This window comes from Citrobacter sp. Cf087 (assembly GCF_030334285.1).
Taxonomy (GTDB): domain Bacteria; phylum Pseudomonadota; class Gammaproteobacteria; order Enterobacterales; family Enterobacteriaceae; genus Citrobacter; species Citrobacter freundii.
The window spans coordinates 47,657-62,308 of the sequence record NZ_JAOWED010000030.1 but is presented as its reverse complement, the minus strand read 5'-3'; the positions used below and the strand labels follow the sequence as shown (position 1 = coordinate 62,308).

Genomic DNA, 14,652 nt, shown 5'->3' with positions numbered 1-14,652 from the left:
AGAAGGACCAGGCAATGGCAATCCACAATCGTGCAGGTCAACCTGCGCAACAGAGTGATTTGATTAACGTCGCCCAACTGACGGCACAGTACTATGTACTGAAACCAACGGCAGGGAACGCTGAGCACGCTGTTAAGTTCGGTACGTCCGGACATCGCGGCAGTGCAGGTCGTCATAGTTTTAACGAGCCGCATATTCTGGCTATCGCCCAGGCGATTGCTGAAGAACGTGCGAAAAACGGGATTACTGGTCCGTGCTATGTGGGCAAGGATACCCACGCGCTGTCTGAACCGGCTTTTATCTCTGTACTGGAAGTGCTGGCGGCGAACGGCGTTGACGTCATCGTGCAGGAAAATAACGGCTTTACGCCAACCCCTGCTGTATCGAACGCTATCCTGGTCCACAACAAAAAAGGCGGCCCGCTGGCTGACGGCATTGTGATCACGCCGTCCCACAACCCGCCGGAAGATGGCGGCATTAAATACAACCCGCCAAACGGTGGTCCGGCAGACACCAATGTCACCAAAGTGGTGGAAGACAGAGCCAACGCGCTGCTGGCGGCCGGTCTGCAAGGCGTGAAGCGTATGTCGCTGGACGCTGCGCTGGCATCTGGTCATGTGAAAGAGCAGGATCTGGTTCAGCCGTTTGTTGAAGGACTGGCTGACATCGTAGACATGGCGGCGATCCAGAAAGTGGGTCTGACGCTGGGTGTCGATCCGCTGGGCGGTTCCGGTATCGAATACTGGAAGCGTATTGCTAAGCACTACAACCTGAACCTGACTATCGTTAACGATCACGTTGATCAGACTTTCCGCTTTATGCATCTCGACAAAGATGGCGCAATCCGCATGGACTGCTCCTCCGAGTGTGCGATGGCGGGGCTGTTGGCGCTGCGCGACAAGTTCGATCTGGCCTTTGCCAATGACCCAGACTACGACCGTCACGGTATCGTCACCCCGGCAGGGCTGATGAATCCGAACCACTATCTGGCGGTGGCGATCAACTACCTGTTCCAGCATCGTCCGCAGTGGGGCAAAGATGTTGCCGTCGGTAAGACGCTGGTGTCATCGGCGATGATTGACCGAGTGGTCAACGATCTGGGCCGCAAGCTGGTGGAAGTGCCGGTGGGCTTTAAATGGTTTGTTGACGGTCTGTTTGACGGCAGTTTTGGCTTTGGTGGGGAAGAGAGCGCGGGGGCATCTTTCCTGCGTTTCGACGGTACACCGTGGTCAACCGACAAAGACGGCATCATCATGTGCCTGCTGGCGGCAGAAATTACCGCAGTGACCGGTAAGAACCCGCAGGAACACTACAACGAACTGGCTGCTCGCTTTGGCGCACCGAGCTACAACCGCCTGCAGGCAAGCGCGACCTCCGCGCAGAAAGCGGCGCTGTCTAAGCTGTCTCCGGAAATGGTGAGCGCCAGTACGCTTGCGGGCGACCCGATCACCGCGCGTCTGACGGCTGCACCGGGCAACGGCGCTTCTATCGGCGGTCTGAAAGTGATGACTGACAACGGCTGGTTTGCCGCGCGTCCTTCTGGTACGGAAGACGCTTACAAGATCTACTGCGAAAGCTTCCTCGGTGAAGAACATCGCAAGCAGATCGAAAAAGAAGCGGTTGAGATCGTCAGCGAAGTGCTGAAGAACGCGTAAACCGTAGGCCGGATAAGACGCCAGCGTCGCTATTCGGCATGAATAATGAAAAAGCCGGACAGCAAATACGCTGGTCCGGCTTTTTATATTCAACTTAACGTCATGGCATGAACCGATAACCAATCCCGGTTTCGGTCAGAAAATGACGCGGACGTGCCGGGTCCAGTTCCAGTTTCTGGCGCAGGTGTCCCATGTAAATTCGCAGATAGTGGCTGTGTTCGACGGCGTTTGGTCCCCAAACCTGATTGAGCAACTGGCGCTGCGTCAGTACCTTTCCGGCATTATTCAGCAGTACCGCTAACAGGCGAAACTCAATCGGCGTCAAATGAATCTCTTCATCACCACGATGTACTAGCCGGGCGGCGATATCTACTTTTACGTTGGAAAAATGCACCACCGGCTCGGGAGACGTGCCGCTGGCGTGGCGACGCAATGCCACGCGCAATCGCGCCTGTAGCTCGCCAATACCAAAGGGTTTACTGAGATAGTCATCGGCACCGGCATCCAGGGCAGCAATTTTATCACTTTCTTCGCTGCGGGCTGAAAGCACAATTACCGGTATCGCGCTCCATTGTCGCAGGTCACGAATAAAATCAATGCCGTCACCGTCCGGCAGACCGAGATCGAGAATGATGAGATCGGGTTTTCGCGTGGCGGCTTCCAGCAGACCACGTTGCAGCGTTTCCGCTTCATATACACGCAGACCATCGGCTTCCAGCGCTGTGCGCAGAAAGCGACGGATAGCCTGTTCATCTTCAACAATCAGTACGTTCGTCACATATCCTCATGAAAATCTTCAAGTTCAGGGGGGATTTCCTGGGGCAGTGTAACACGGAAACATGCTCCTCCCTGTGCGCGATTGTGGACGGAAATTGTACCGCCGTGCACGTCCACAATGGCCTGGCAGATTGCCAGCCCCAGCCCAACGCCCGGTACAGATGACTCTTTGTTTCCCCGGGAGAACTTGTCAAAAACTCGTTGCTCCATTCCCGATGGAATGCCAGGGCCATTATCCCAGACGTCCAGTTGCAGATGTTCGCCATCGACGCTGGCATCAATACCGATTTGCGCCGCTGGACCTGCGTATTTAACAGCGTTTTCCAGCAGGTTAATCAGCACCCGTTCAAATAGCGGGCCATCGACGTGGATCAGCGTCAACGGCGCGGGTAGCGACAAATTAATAGGAGCAGAGAGTCCTGGCTCCAGCATCTGCAGGGCACTACCGACCACCTCTTCCAGCGTTAACCACTCTTTCTTAAGATTAAAGCCGCCAGACTGAATTCGTGCCATATCCAGTAGGTTATTAACCAGTCGGGTCGTATTCAGGACGTGCTGGCGAATTTCGCTGGCCTGGCGCGCGTGCGGCGATCCTTCACTTGCCAGATCCAGCGTTAAGATCTCTGCCTGACCAAACAACACCGTCAGCGGCGTGCGCAAATCGTGGGAAAGGGCGGCGAGCAGGGCATTGCGAATGCTTTCACGCTCGCTGGCAAACCGGGCCTGCTCTTCGCTGGCGGTGAGCGTCAGGCGTTCCAGCGCACTGGCGACCAGTAAAGTGAAAGTTTCCAGCAGGCGCTGCTGTTCGGGGATCATCAGCTGGCGTAAATTTCCTGGTTCCACAACCAGCAACCCATGCGTTTTGTCGGCGCTTTTTAACGGTAAAATTTGATACGGCACACCCGGTAACGTGTCAGTGCCTGCGCCGGCCGGTTGCCCTTTATCAAAGCTCCATTGGGCAATGGCGTCATCCCACGGCGTCATGCCCTGTTGATGAGTGAGAGGGGCCAGCTTACCGTTCTCACCGGGCAGTAAAACCTGGCTGCGGGCCTGGAAAGTTGAGGCAATAAACTGTTCGCTGGTGGCGGCGATATCCTGCTGGCTCCGTCCGACGGCCAGCGCTTTCGACATCTCATATAAATGACGCGTACGCTGTTCACGATAACGCGCTACCCGTGCCTGATAACGCACTCCGGCGGTGAGATTACCGATAACCAGCCCTACCGTTAGCATCACGGCAAAGGTAAGCAGGTACTGGACGTCGGAAACGGCCAGCGTACCGCGTGGGGCAATAAAGAAGAGATCGAAGCTGGCAACGTTAATAAAGGTTGCCAGCACTGACGGCCAGCGTCCGTAAAAGAGGGCGATAACCACCACACCCAATAAATAGATCATCACCAGGTTGGCGGCGTCAAAGGCCATCAACCACTGCATGGCAATCAACGTAATGATGGCGCACAGCGCGACGGCAACCACGCAACCCTGAATTTGAACCCGCCACTTATCCTTAAAGGTGCGGCTATCTGCAGTTTGCAGCACAGGGCGCGAAGGTGGTTCGTCGAGCGCAACAATCATCAGGTCGAGATCCGGTGCGCGATGGGCCAGTTTGTCAGCAAAGGAATCACTGCGCCACCAGCGTCGCGTAGTCGGACGTCCGAGGACAATTTTTCCCAGATTATGCTCACGGGCGTAGCGGATTACTGCTTTGTCTTCAGCGGGATCGGAAAGGGTGGCGGTTTCTGCACCCAGCTCCTGGGCTAATCGCAGGGCGCTTAAAATTGCGCGGCGTTGTTTTTCGGGCAGTCGGTGCAGCGCTGGCGTTTCGACATACACTGCATGCCATACGCTGCCGAGGCGCGCTGCCAGACGCGCGGCGGCACGCACGAGCTTTTCGCTGCCGGTGTTGTGTCCAATACACAGCAATATGGCGTCGCGGGTATGCCAGACTTTCTCCTCTCCCGGACGTCCACGCCAGGCACGCATCTGATCGTCAACCCGATCGGCCGTGCGGCGCAGGGCCAGCTCACGTAGCGCGATCAAGTTACCTTTGCGAAAGAAATGCTCGATGGCTCTTTCCGCCTGACCGGCGATATAGACCTTGCCTTCGTTCAGGCGCTGGCGCAAATCGTCGGGGGGAAGATCGACCAGCACCACATCGTCAGCGGCATCGAAAAAAGGATCGGGGACGGTTTCGCGAACCTGAATGCCGGTGACGCCGCTGACCACATCATTGAGGCTTTCCAGATGCTGCACGTTGACGGTAGTAAAAACGTCAATACCGGCTTCCAGCAGCTCTTCAATATCTTGCCAGCGTTTAGGGTGGCGTGAGCCTGGCGCATTACTGTGCGCCAGTTCATCCATCAAAATGAGTGCCGGGCGGCGGGCCAGCGCCGCGTCGAGATCGAATTCGCTGATATGACGACCATGGCGCGCCTGTCGCTTTAGCGGCAGGATGCTGAGACCGTCCAGCAGCGCGGCGGTCTCTTTGCGTCCGTGGGTTTCCACCACGCCAATCAGCACATCTAATCCCTGCGCCCGCAGCCGCTGGGCCTCTGCCAGCATGGCCCAGGTTTTACCGACGCCGGCACACGCGCCGAAGAAAATTTTTAGTTTTCCCCGGTGCGGAGCGGTGGTCTGCTCCAGCAGGCGATCGGGGTCGGGGCGTAAGGGTTCGTTATGCATGTCCTTTTTCTCAGTGCTTATCCAGCGCTAAATTAAGTTCCACCAGGTTCACCACCGGTTGGCCGATAAAACTGACCAACGGCTTTTGCGTGTATTGTGCAACCAGGCGTGTGACCTCTTCAACGCTGAGGTTGCGAGCCTGCGCCACGCGGGGGATTTGCCAGGCCACCGCAGCTGGCGTCAGGTTGTTATCCAGCCCGCTGGCGGAAGCTGTTACCAGCTCTACCGGAACGGCAGGATTTGCCTGCGGGTTAGCGGCACGCAGCGCGGCAATCCGGCTTTGCAGCTGTTTATCCAGTTCCGGGTTGCTGGCTGCCAGATTACTGCCGCCTGAAGCCATTGGATTATAGGGCATTTCCGCTGTGGCTGAGGGGCGTCCCTGAAAATAACCGGCAGCGGTAAACTGTTGCCCAATGAGCTCGGAGCCGCGAACAATCTGACCTTCGCGGAGAAGCGAACCGTTAGCCTGGTGGGGAAACCACCATTGCCCCAGCGCAGTGGTCAGCAGCGGGTATGCCCCGCCGGTGATAAGCATCAGGAAAATCAATGTTGATAATGCAGGACGTAATCCACTCATCAGAAACCTCACACCAGACCCAGCAGGGTCAGCAGTAAATCAATTGCTTTGATACCGATAAACGGCACAACCAGACCACCCAGGCCATAGATCCACAAATTGCGGCGCAGCATCGCGGAAGCGGATAACGGTTTGTAACTCACGCCTTTCAGCGCCAGTGGGATCAGAAAGACGATAACCAGTGCGTTAAAGATAACCGCGCTGAGGATCGCCGAGTCCGGCGAATGCAGCCCCATCACGTTCAGCGCATTGAGCTGCGGGTAGGTGGCGGCGAACGCGGCCGGAATAATGGCAAAATACTTCGCTACGTCGTTGGCGATACTGAAGGTGGTCAGCGAACCGCGCGTCATCAGCATCTGTTTACCAATGTGCACCACTTCAATCAGTTTGGTGGGGTTGGAGTCGAGGTCCACCATGTTGCCCGCTTCTTTCGCTGCCTGGGTTCCGGAGTTCATCGCAACGGCCACATCGGCCTGAGCAAGGGCTGGTGCGTCGTTAGTTCCGTCGCCGGTCATCGCCACCAGACGACCTTCCGCCTGATACTGACGAATCAACGCCAGCTTGGCTTCCGGTGTGGCTTCGGCTAAGAAGTCATCCACTCCGGCTTCCGCGGCGATTGCGGCGGCGGTCAAACGGTTGTCGCCAGTGATCATCACCGTTTTGATCCCCATTTTACGCAGTTGGGCAAAACGCTCTTTAATCCCGCCTTTTACGATATCTTTCAGGGCAATCACGCCAAGTACGTGGGAGCCTTCAGCAACCACCAGCGGCGTAGCGCCAAGGCGTGCGACGTTTTCGACCTTCTGCTCAACGTCGGCGGGGAAGTGGCCGCCGTTGGCTTCGACGTGACGACGAATAGCATCGACCGACCCTTTGCGGATCATACGGTTGTCGATGTTGATCCCGCTCATCCGACTTTGGGCGGTAAACGGTACAAAGGTGGCGTGCAGCGATTGCACGTCGCGTATACGCAGATTAAAGCGCTGTTTAGCCAGAATCACGATGCTGCGGCCTTCCGGCGTTTCATCGGCCAGGGATGAAAGCTGCGCGGCATCGGCCAGCGTTTTTTCGTCCACGCCGTGGGCGGGCAGAAAATCTGAAGCCTGGCGGTTACCTAGCGTAATGGTGCCGGTTTTATCCAGCAGCAGTACATCCACGTCACCCGCCGCTTCTACTGCACGTCCGCTGGTGGCAATGACGTTCGCACCCAACATGCGGCTCATCCCGGCGACGCCAATCGCGGAGAGCAGCCCGCCTATCGTAGTAGGGATTAAACACACCAGCAGCGCAACCAATACCGTGACGCTGACCGCGCTACCGCCCCAGGCGGAAAACGGCCACAGCGTGGCCGTAGCCAGTAGAAAGACAATGGTCAGGGCTATCAACAGGATCGTCAGGGCAATTTCATTGGGCGTTTTACGCCGCTGTGCACCTTCAACCATGGCGATCATCCGGTCGAGGAACGTTTCACCAGGGTTTACGCTGCATTCGATAACCAACCAGTCGGAGAGGATGCGAGTCCCGCCAGTGACGGAGGCGAAATCACCACCGGATTCACGAATCACCGGCGCGGATTCACCGGTAATGGCGCTTTCATCTACCGACGCGCCGCCTTCGATCACCTCGCCGTCACACGGGATAATATCGCCAGCTTCCACCAGCACGATATCGCCTTTACGTAAATCATCGGCAGGGACGTGATCCATTGCCGCGCCGTATTTCGGTTCGCGAAGCTTGCGGGCAAAGGCGGTTTTTTTGACGCCTTTCAGGCTATTGGCCTGAGCTTTACTGCGTCCTTCCGCCAGCGCTTCAGCAAAGTTGGCGAACAGAACGGTAATCCACAGCCACAGACTTATCGCACCGGTAAACCAAGGATTACCCGGCATATGGCCTGTTGCCATCGCCACGGTTAACAGGGTCGTTAACAGACTGCCCAACCAGACGATAAACATCACCGGATTACGCCATTGGGTATGTGGGCTTAATTTTTTCACGGCGTCCATCAGCGCCTGTGCGACCAGAGAGGGTTCGAACAGCGCCAGTTGCTTGCGACTCATAGTAATGTGCTCCGCATCACTCAGTGTAATGACAGGTATTCTGCGACCGGGCCAAGCGCCAGGGCAGGAACAAAGGTGAGAGCGCCAACCAGTAACACCGTACCGATCAACAACCCGACAAACAGCGCTCCGTGGGTAGGTAGCGTACCGGAGCTGGCTGGCTGGATCTTTTTACTGACCAGCGATCCGGCAATCGCCATCACGGGAATGATCACGCCGAAGCGACCGAAGAACATGCATAAGGCCAGCAGGCAGTTCCAGAACGGGCTGTTGGCGCTTAACCCGGCGAAGGCGCTACCGTTGTTGTTCGAGGCGGACGACACGGCATACAGCACTTCGCTAAACCCGTGTGGACCCGGGTTTAGCATGGCGCTGCGGCCAGCTTCGGTCATCATGGCGATCGCTGTACCGATCAGGACCAGCGCAGGGGTGACCAGAATCGCCAACGCGGTCATTTTCATTTCGCGCACGTCGATTTTCTTACCCAGATACTCTGGTGTGCGGCCAATCATTAACCCGGCGATAAATACCGCCAGCAGCACGAACAGCAGCATGCCGTACAGACCTGAACCCACGCCGCCGAAGACCACTTCACCAATCTGCATTAACCACATCGGCACCATGCCGCCCAGTGCGGTGAAGGAGTCATGCATAGCATCGACAGCGCCGCAAGATGCCGCTGTCGTCACGACGGAAAACAGACTCGTGGCCAGCACGCCAAAGCGGCTCTCTTTGCCTTCCATGTTGATATTGCTGTCTGCACCGAATGCCATCAGGTGCGGGTTGCCCTGAACTTCGGCCCACATCACCACAGCTACGCAGACCACAAATATCAGCGACATGGCCCACAGCAGGGTCCGTCCCTGGCGACGCTCGCCCACCACATCACCAAAGGCAAAACACAGCGCGGTAGGAATTAAGAAAATAGCCAGCATCTGTACCAGATTGGTCAACGCGGTAGGGTTTTCAAACGGATGTGATGAGTTAGCGTTAAAGAAACCGCCCCCGTTAGTGCCAAGCATCTTAATCGCTTCCTGTGAGGCGACGGGCCCCATCGGCAGCAGTTGTTTCACCCCTTCAAGGGTGGTGATGGGCTGATAGGGCAACACGTTTTGCAGCACACCTTGCTGAATGAAGAACAGCGCAATGAGCAATGCAATGGGGAGCAAGATCCACAGCGTAATGCGAATCAGGTCGACCCAGGCGTTGCCCAAGGTGTTCATACTCTGGCGCGTGAAGGCGCGGGTCAGGGCAAAAATCACCGCAATCCCGGTTGCCGCTGACAGGAAGTTTTGTACGGTCAGCCCGACCATCTGGCTGAAGTAGCTTAAGGTGGTTTCACCAGCATAGGATTGCCAGTTGGTATTAGTGACAAAACTCACCGCGGTGTTAAGCGCCAGATCCCACGAAAGCCCTGGCAGTTGCTGGGGATTTAACGGCAGCAGGTTTTGCGCCATCAGCATCGAAAACAGGACCAGCAGGCCCAGTACATTGAGCGCGAGGATCGCCAACAGATACTGCCGCCAGTTCATCTCCTGCTGCGAGATGCCCAGAGAGCGCCACAGCATATGTTCCACGCCAGCCAGGCCCGGCAGGGACGTATTATTGATCAGTCGAGCCAGCCCAAAGCCCAGCGGTCTGGCGATGACAAACAGCACCAGCAAGAAACTGGCAATGAGTAAAAATCCTTGGGCCGCCATCAGAACGCCTCCGCATTAATCAGGGCATACACCAAATAACCTATTAATAAAAAGACCAGCACAATGCCGGTTATCACGCCTGCACTCACGGTGCACCTCCAGTGGCATAAATGTGATAACCAGAGCGTAGATTTTTGCTTGCAAAGATTTCGCAAAAATTAGCGGATGGGGTGTAAAAAAAGTATAAAAATGGCAAAGACCATTATTTAACTAATGATTAGTATTAATTTAACTTTTATGTAACTTAATTACAGTTTTTAGCTAAACGGAGCATCAATAGATAAAAATAAGTGGTCGGATGAGTAGCAAAATTACACACAAGGCGGTATTATTTTCATCAGTTAACCAAGTTTATTTTTCCGGTGCGATTCACCGAACAGATATATGGGAGAGGATTATGGACTTTTATAAAGAATATCCAGCACACATTGTTTTCTTGCGCCGTACCTTTGCCGTTGTGGCGGGCGTGTTGGCGCTGCCGGTCATGTTGTTCTGGAAAGACCGCGCCCGTTTTTACAGCTACCTGCACCGCGTCTGGTCTAAAACCAGTGATAAACCGGTGTGGATGGAGCAGGCTGAAAAAGCCACCTGCGATTTCTACTGATAGCTAATAAATCCCCAAAAGCCGCTGATATCAGCGGCTTTTTTGTTCATGATAGCTACACTTATCTCAGGAATGAGAAAGGAGCGATCATGAGCGAGAAAATCCCTGTTGGTATCAGTGCCTGTCTGTTGGGGGAGGCGGTTCGCTATGATGGTGGGCATAAGCGGCTGGCCTTTGCTGTGGAAGAACTGTCGCCGTGGGTCGCGTTTGAACCCGTATGCCCTGAAATGGGTATCGGGTTACCGGTCCCGAGACCTGCGCTGCATCTGGTCAAAGAGGGCGAGGCTGTCTCCCTGCGTTTTAGTGATAAGCGCGAGGGTGATTTGACAGACGTAATGACGGCTTTTAGTCAGCGACAAAGCGATCGTCTGGAGCATTTGTGCGGCTATATTGTCTGTGCAAAATCACCCAGTTGCGGTATGGAACGGGTGCGGGTCTACGACGCGGAAGGCAAAAACAACCGTAAAGCGGGACGAGGGATCTTTACGTCTGTGCTGATGTCGACGTTACCCTGGCTTCCCGTGGAAGAGGACGGGCGTTTGCACGACCCGCAGATTCGGGAAAATTTTGTTGAGCGCATTTATGCCTTGCACGAGCTCAACGGTATCCGTCAGCAAGGGTTAACGCGCGGCGCACTAATCGATTATCACAGCCGTTACAAGCTATTACTGTTGGCCCATTCCCAGCCGGACTATCGCGAACTCGGGCGTTTTGTCGCGGCGATCGGCGAATGGCAAGATTTGCAGGCTTATTTTGTCGAGTATCGCTTAAGGCTGATGAGTTTGCTGGCGCATCTTCCCTCCCGGCGCAACCATACCAACGTGCTGATGCATGTCCAGGGCTATTTCCGTACGCAATTAAATTCTCGTCAGCGGCAGGAGCTGGCCTCTCTCATTGACGGGTATCGGCGTTCGACTCAACCGTTGCTTGCGCCAATAACATTACTCAAACACTATATGGCGGAATATCCGGATGCTTATCTCTCCGGGCAACGCTATTTCAATCCCTGGCCAGAGGCTCTGCGTTTGCGCTACGGGCGTTAAGTTTTCTCTTCAGGAGTGTTATGACCACCCATTTGGTCTGGTTTCGGCGTGATTTACGCCTGCACGACAACCTCGCGCTGGCGGCGGCTTGTCGGGATCGTTCTGCGATGGTGCTGGCGTTATATATCGCTACCCCCGAGCAGTGGAAGGCCCACGATATGGCCCCGCGCCAGGCGGCATTTACCTGCGCGCAGTTGAATGCGTTACAAACAGCGCTGGCAGAAAAAGGCATCCCTTTACTGTTTTACGAAGTGGCTGATTTTGCGGCCAGCGTGGACACCATCAAAAGTGTCTGCCTGCAGCATGACGTCGGTCGATTATTTTATAACTATCAATATGAAATAAACGAACGCCAGCGTGATGCTGCCGTCGAAAAGTCCTTACCTCAGGTGGTGTGCGAAGGGTTTGACGACAGCGTGATCCTGCCCCCGGGGGCGGTGATGACCGGCAATCATGAGATGTATAAAGTGTTCACGCCGTTTAAAAATGCCTGGCTGAAGCGGATTAAAGACGGTATTCCAGAATGCGTTAGCGCGCCGAAAATGAGGGACAGCGGCGCTCTTGACGCACCGTTAACATCAATCACGCTGAGCTACCCGCAGCAAGATTTTGATGCGCAGTGGTTTTCGGCAGATGAAAAGTTGGCCATCGCGCAATTACGTCAGTTTTGCCAGCAGGCGGCGGGAGAATACGAGCAGCAGCGTGATTTTCCAGCGATTGACGGGACCAGTCGATTATCCGCAAGTCTGGCGACTGGAGGACTATCACCGCGCCAGTGCCTGAATCGACTGCTCGCGGAGCAGCCGCAGGCGCTTGAGGGCGGCAGGGGTAGCGTCTGGCTGAACGAGCTTATCTGGCGTGAATTTTATCGTCATCTGATGACTTACCATCCGGCGCTGTGTCGGTATCAACCCTTTATCCGCTGGACCGATCGCGTGCAATGGCAGAATAATCCGACGCATTTGCAGGCCTGGAAAACGGGTAGTACGGGTTACCCTATTGTGGATGCGGCGATGCGTCAGCTCAACGCCACGGGCTGGATGCATAATCGATTACGCATGATTACCGCCAGTTTTTTGGTGAAGGGCCTGCTGATTGACTGGCGTAAAGGCGAACAATATTTCATGTCGCAACTGATTGATGGTGACCTCGCGGCCAATAACGGCGGCTGGCAGTGGGCAGCCTCAACCGGAACCGACGCCGCACCGTATTTCCGTATCTTTAACCCCACGACGCAGGGCGAAAAATTCGACCGTGACGGTGAGTTTATCCGCCAGTGGGTGCCGGAACTGCGCGACGTACCGGGTAAAGCCATTCATGACCCGTGGTCGTGGGCAGAAAAAGCGCAGGTAACACTAAGTTATCCTCGCCCGATTGTGGATCATAAACAGGCAAGGCTGGCGACGCTGGCGGCATATGAGGCGGCGCGTAAGGGATAGCGCTGCTGGAATTAATGCAAAAACATATCCGTCAGCGGGATTTGATGGGGCTGGTAGAGCAACTGACTACGCTACTACTTACCGGATGCGCTAATGACACGCAACTGCAGGCGATGCTTAATTACATCCTACGATCCGGCGATTAATCTCGCTTTAATGAGTTTATGCAAAAAATGGCACAACGGATCCCCCAACACAGGAGAAGTTGCATTACGTATAGCGCAAACTATGTTGGAGCAGGGAATAGATCGCGACATTGTGCTAATGGTTACAGGTCTTTCTGAAGAGGAACTCGCTGCAAGTTATGCGTAATTACCCGAAAAAACAGGCCCGAATAGTATTACATCATCGGGCCCTTACACTCAGGATTCTACCGCCAGCGGACGGTTTCTGAACTTAAGCGACTGGTACAGCCAAATCAGCAGCACCAACACCATGCAGGCCAGCGCGCCCCAGGTAATTTCGCTAAAGACATCAATATACGCATTGATGGAGTAGTTGATAGCGCCAGCAGCATCAAACGAGCCTTGCGACGTCTGATCGGCGATAACGCCTGCCAGATAGTTGGCGATGGCGCCGGACAGCAGCATATAAATGCCTGTTAATACGCCAGTCACCCCAGGGATCTCAATACGCGTAATTTGCGACATCGCCACCGGGTCGATAAACAGTTCGGCAAAGCCCATGACCGCCAGCCCCAATACCATTAGCGGCATGGAAGAGTGGCCGTAAGCTGCGGACCAGCGGGCGCTTAAGGTCAGAATGCAGAACCCTGCGCTCATTAAACCGAGGCCAAGGGCGAATTTACCCCAAATACGTACGGTACGATTGCCGCCAACGCTTTCTTTGATTACCCAGGCCAGCACGATACCGCACAGCATAACGGCAAAGGCGTTAACCGACTGGAACATCGCGGTCGGGACGGAATACCCCAAAATATCGCGATTTACGAAGCGGTCAATATACAGGCTAATCGAGCTGCCGCCCTGTTGAGCAAAGGCCCAGAACAGCAAGCTGAAGAAGGTCAGCGTGACGATAAGCCCCAATTCTTTGCGCTGCTTTTGGGTTTGCGCCTGACAGTAAATTTTCGCCAGAACCGCCAGACCAATAACCGTGGCAACGATCAGTGCGTAAACGGACCACTCTTTCCAGAACAGGACGATAATCAGTAACGGTGCTGCAACCAGCAGAACTAACAGCCAGGCCCAGTTTGGCAGCATATACTTTTTCGCACACAGCACGGCCTTGTTGACGCCAGTGGTATGAGCGAAATGGCGATTACCGCATAAGAAAATCACCAACCCTGCCAGCATGCCAATCGCAGCCAGCGCAAAGCCCATCGCCCAGCTGTACTCTTCCTGCACGTATCCGCAGGCAATTGGTGCGATGATCGAACCGATGTTACCGGCTGCGTAGAGCAGAGAGAATCCACCGTCGCGACGCGGATCTTCAGGTTGATATAACTCGCCCAGCAGGCAACTAATGTTGGATTTAAACAGACCGTAGCCGCAGACAATGATCGCCAGCGACAAATAAAGGAACGCCGGAGCCATTTCGCTTGCGCCCAATACCAGATGTCCCACCGCCATTAAAAATGCGCCGATCATCACCGCCATTCGATTACCGAGCACTTTATCTGCCAGGTATCCCCCGAGAATGGGGGTGACGTAGACCAGTGAACAGTAGGCGCTGAACAGTTCATATGCGTGATTATCGTCGTACTTGAGCTGGTTAGTGAGATACAGGATCAGCAGCGCACGCATGCCGTAAAAACTGAAATATTCCCAGATTTGTAGCGCGACGACGTAATAAATCGCCCGTGGTTGAGATGCTTGTTTATTCATTATTTTCTCGAAGTAAATGCCTCGCGACAGGCTGAGCGTACTGCGCGAGCGTGTTTCCTTAAAGTTGTAACTTTGATACAGATCTGATTATTTTTGCAATATGCTGTCTGATTGCATAAATATACATGAATTGGATCGCGTAGTGGTAAGCAAATCATGTTCAAAGCGGGTGTGATTGTTTCTTGATGTGTCAGTGAAATGGCTATCGACGAACGCAGGCGAGGACGCTATTTTAACCTAAGCTGTGTTGCTGATTAGGCAGGCAGAATTAATG

General features: G+C 54.7%; 11 protein-coding genes and 1 pseudogene. 5 read left to right on the top strand and 7 right to left on the bottom strand.

All coding sequences use genetic code 11. The features are described from left to right. Nucleotides 1-14: 14 nt before the first annotated feature. Nucleotides 15-1,655, top strand: coding sequence for a phosphoglucomutase (alpha-D-glucose-1,6-bisphosphate-dependent) (gene pgm / locus OGV57_RS14175; protein WP_054528190.1), 1,641 nt, complete (start codon nucleotides 15-17; stop codon nucleotides 1,653-1,655). Nucleotides 1,656-1,755: 100 nt separating this feature from the next. Here the strand turns inward: pgm and kdpE are convergent, their stop codons facing one another. The 6 genes from kdpE to kdpF are packed head-to-tail and all read right to left on the bottom strand — an operon-like array spanning nucleotide 1,756 to nucleotide 9,537. Continuing rightward, on the bottom strand, nucleotides 1,756-2,433 hold the full coding sequence (gene kdpE, locus OGV57_RS14170) for a two-component system response regulator KdpE (protein WP_003022856.1): 678 nt from the start codon (nucleotides 2,431-2,433) through the stop codon (nucleotides 1,756-1,758). Beyond that, complete coding sequence (gene kdpD / locus OGV57_RS14165) at nucleotides 2,430-5,114, bottom strand: two-component system sensor histidine kinase KdpD (RefSeq protein WP_046669868.1); 2,685 nt, start codon at nucleotides 5,112-5,114, stop codon at nucleotides 2,430-2,432. Before kdpD ends, kdpE begins: the two co-directional genes overlap by 4 nt. Nucleotides 5,115-5,124: 10 nt before the next feature. Then, nucleotides 5,125-5,691 (bottom strand): potassium-transporting ATPase subunit KdpC, encoded by a 567-nt coding sequence (gene kdpC, locus OGV57_RS14160; protein ID WP_003835531.1) that lies wholly within the window; start codon nucleotides 5,689-5,691, stop codon nucleotides 5,125-5,127. 8 nt (nucleotides 5,692-5,699) lie between these two features. Continuing rightward, complete coding sequence (gene kdpB / locus OGV57_RS14155; RefSeq protein ID WP_003022864.1) at nucleotides 5,700-7,748, bottom strand: potassium-transporting ATPase subunit KdpB; 2,049 nt, start codon at nucleotides 7,746-7,748, stop codon at nucleotides 5,700-5,702. A 20-nt stretch (nucleotides 7,749-7,768) separates the two neighbouring features. Beyond that, nucleotides 7,769-9,448 (bottom strand): potassium-transporting ATPase subunit KdpA, encoded by a 1,680-nt coding sequence (gene kdpA / locus OGV57_RS14150; protein ID WP_054528191.1) that lies wholly within the window; start codon nucleotides 9,446-9,448, stop codon nucleotides 7,769-7,771. After that, nucleotides 9,448-9,537: a K(+)-transporting ATPase subunit F gene (gene kdpF / locus OGV57_RS14145; RefSeq protein WP_054528192.1), complete on the bottom strand. Its 90-nt coding sequence runs from the start codon at nucleotides 9,535-9,537 to the stop codon at nucleotides 9,448-9,450. The genes kdpA and kdpF overlap by 1 nt, the downstream gene beginning before the upstream one ends. A 308-nt stretch (nucleotides 9,538-9,845) precedes the next feature. Here kdpF and OGV57_RS14140 point away from each other — a divergent pair, with 308 nt between their 5' ends. From OGV57_RS14140 to OGV57_RS14125, 4 genes and pseudogenes are all read left to right on the top strand, one after another. Continuing rightward, nucleotides 9,846-10,052 (top strand): YbfA family protein, encoded by a 207-nt coding sequence (locus OGV57_RS14140; RefSeq protein WP_003022870.1) that lies wholly within the window; start codon nucleotides 9,846-9,848, stop codon nucleotides 10,050-10,052. 89 nt (nucleotides 10,053-10,141) lie between these two features. Further along, the gene (locus tag OGV57_RS14135) at nucleotides 10,142-11,095 is read left to right on the top strand and encodes a YbgA family protein (RefSeq protein WP_003847351.1); all 954 of its coding nucleotides are present in this window, start codon (nucleotides 10,142-10,144) and stop codon (nucleotides 11,093-11,095) included. A 20-nt stretch (nucleotides 11,096-11,115) separates the two neighbouring features. Continuing rightward, nucleotides 11,116-12,534 carry a deoxyribodipyrimidine photo-lyase gene (gene phrB, locus OGV57_RS14130; RefSeq protein ID WP_054528193.1) on the top strand — a complete coding sequence of 473 codons (1,419 nt, stop codon included), beginning with the start codon at nucleotides 11,116-11,118 and terminating at the stop codon, nucleotides 12,532-12,534. After that, nucleotides 12,531-12,846: pseudogene (locus OGV57_RS14125) on the top strand (Rpn/YhgA-type helix-turn-helix domain-containing protein); the annotation flags it as partial. The gene phrB and the pseudogene OGV57_RS14125, both read left to right, overlap by 4 nt. A gap of 50 nt (nucleotides 12,847-12,896) precedes the next feature. Here the strand turns inward: OGV57_RS14125 and dtpD are convergent. Continuing rightward, nucleotides 12,897-14,378 (bottom strand): dipeptide permease DtpD, encoded by a 1,482-nt coding sequence (gene dtpD, locus OGV57_RS14120; RefSeq protein ID WP_054528194.1) that lies wholly within the window; start codon nucleotides 14,376-14,378, stop codon nucleotides 12,897-12,899. Nucleotides 14,379-14,652 lie beyond the last annotated feature (274 nt).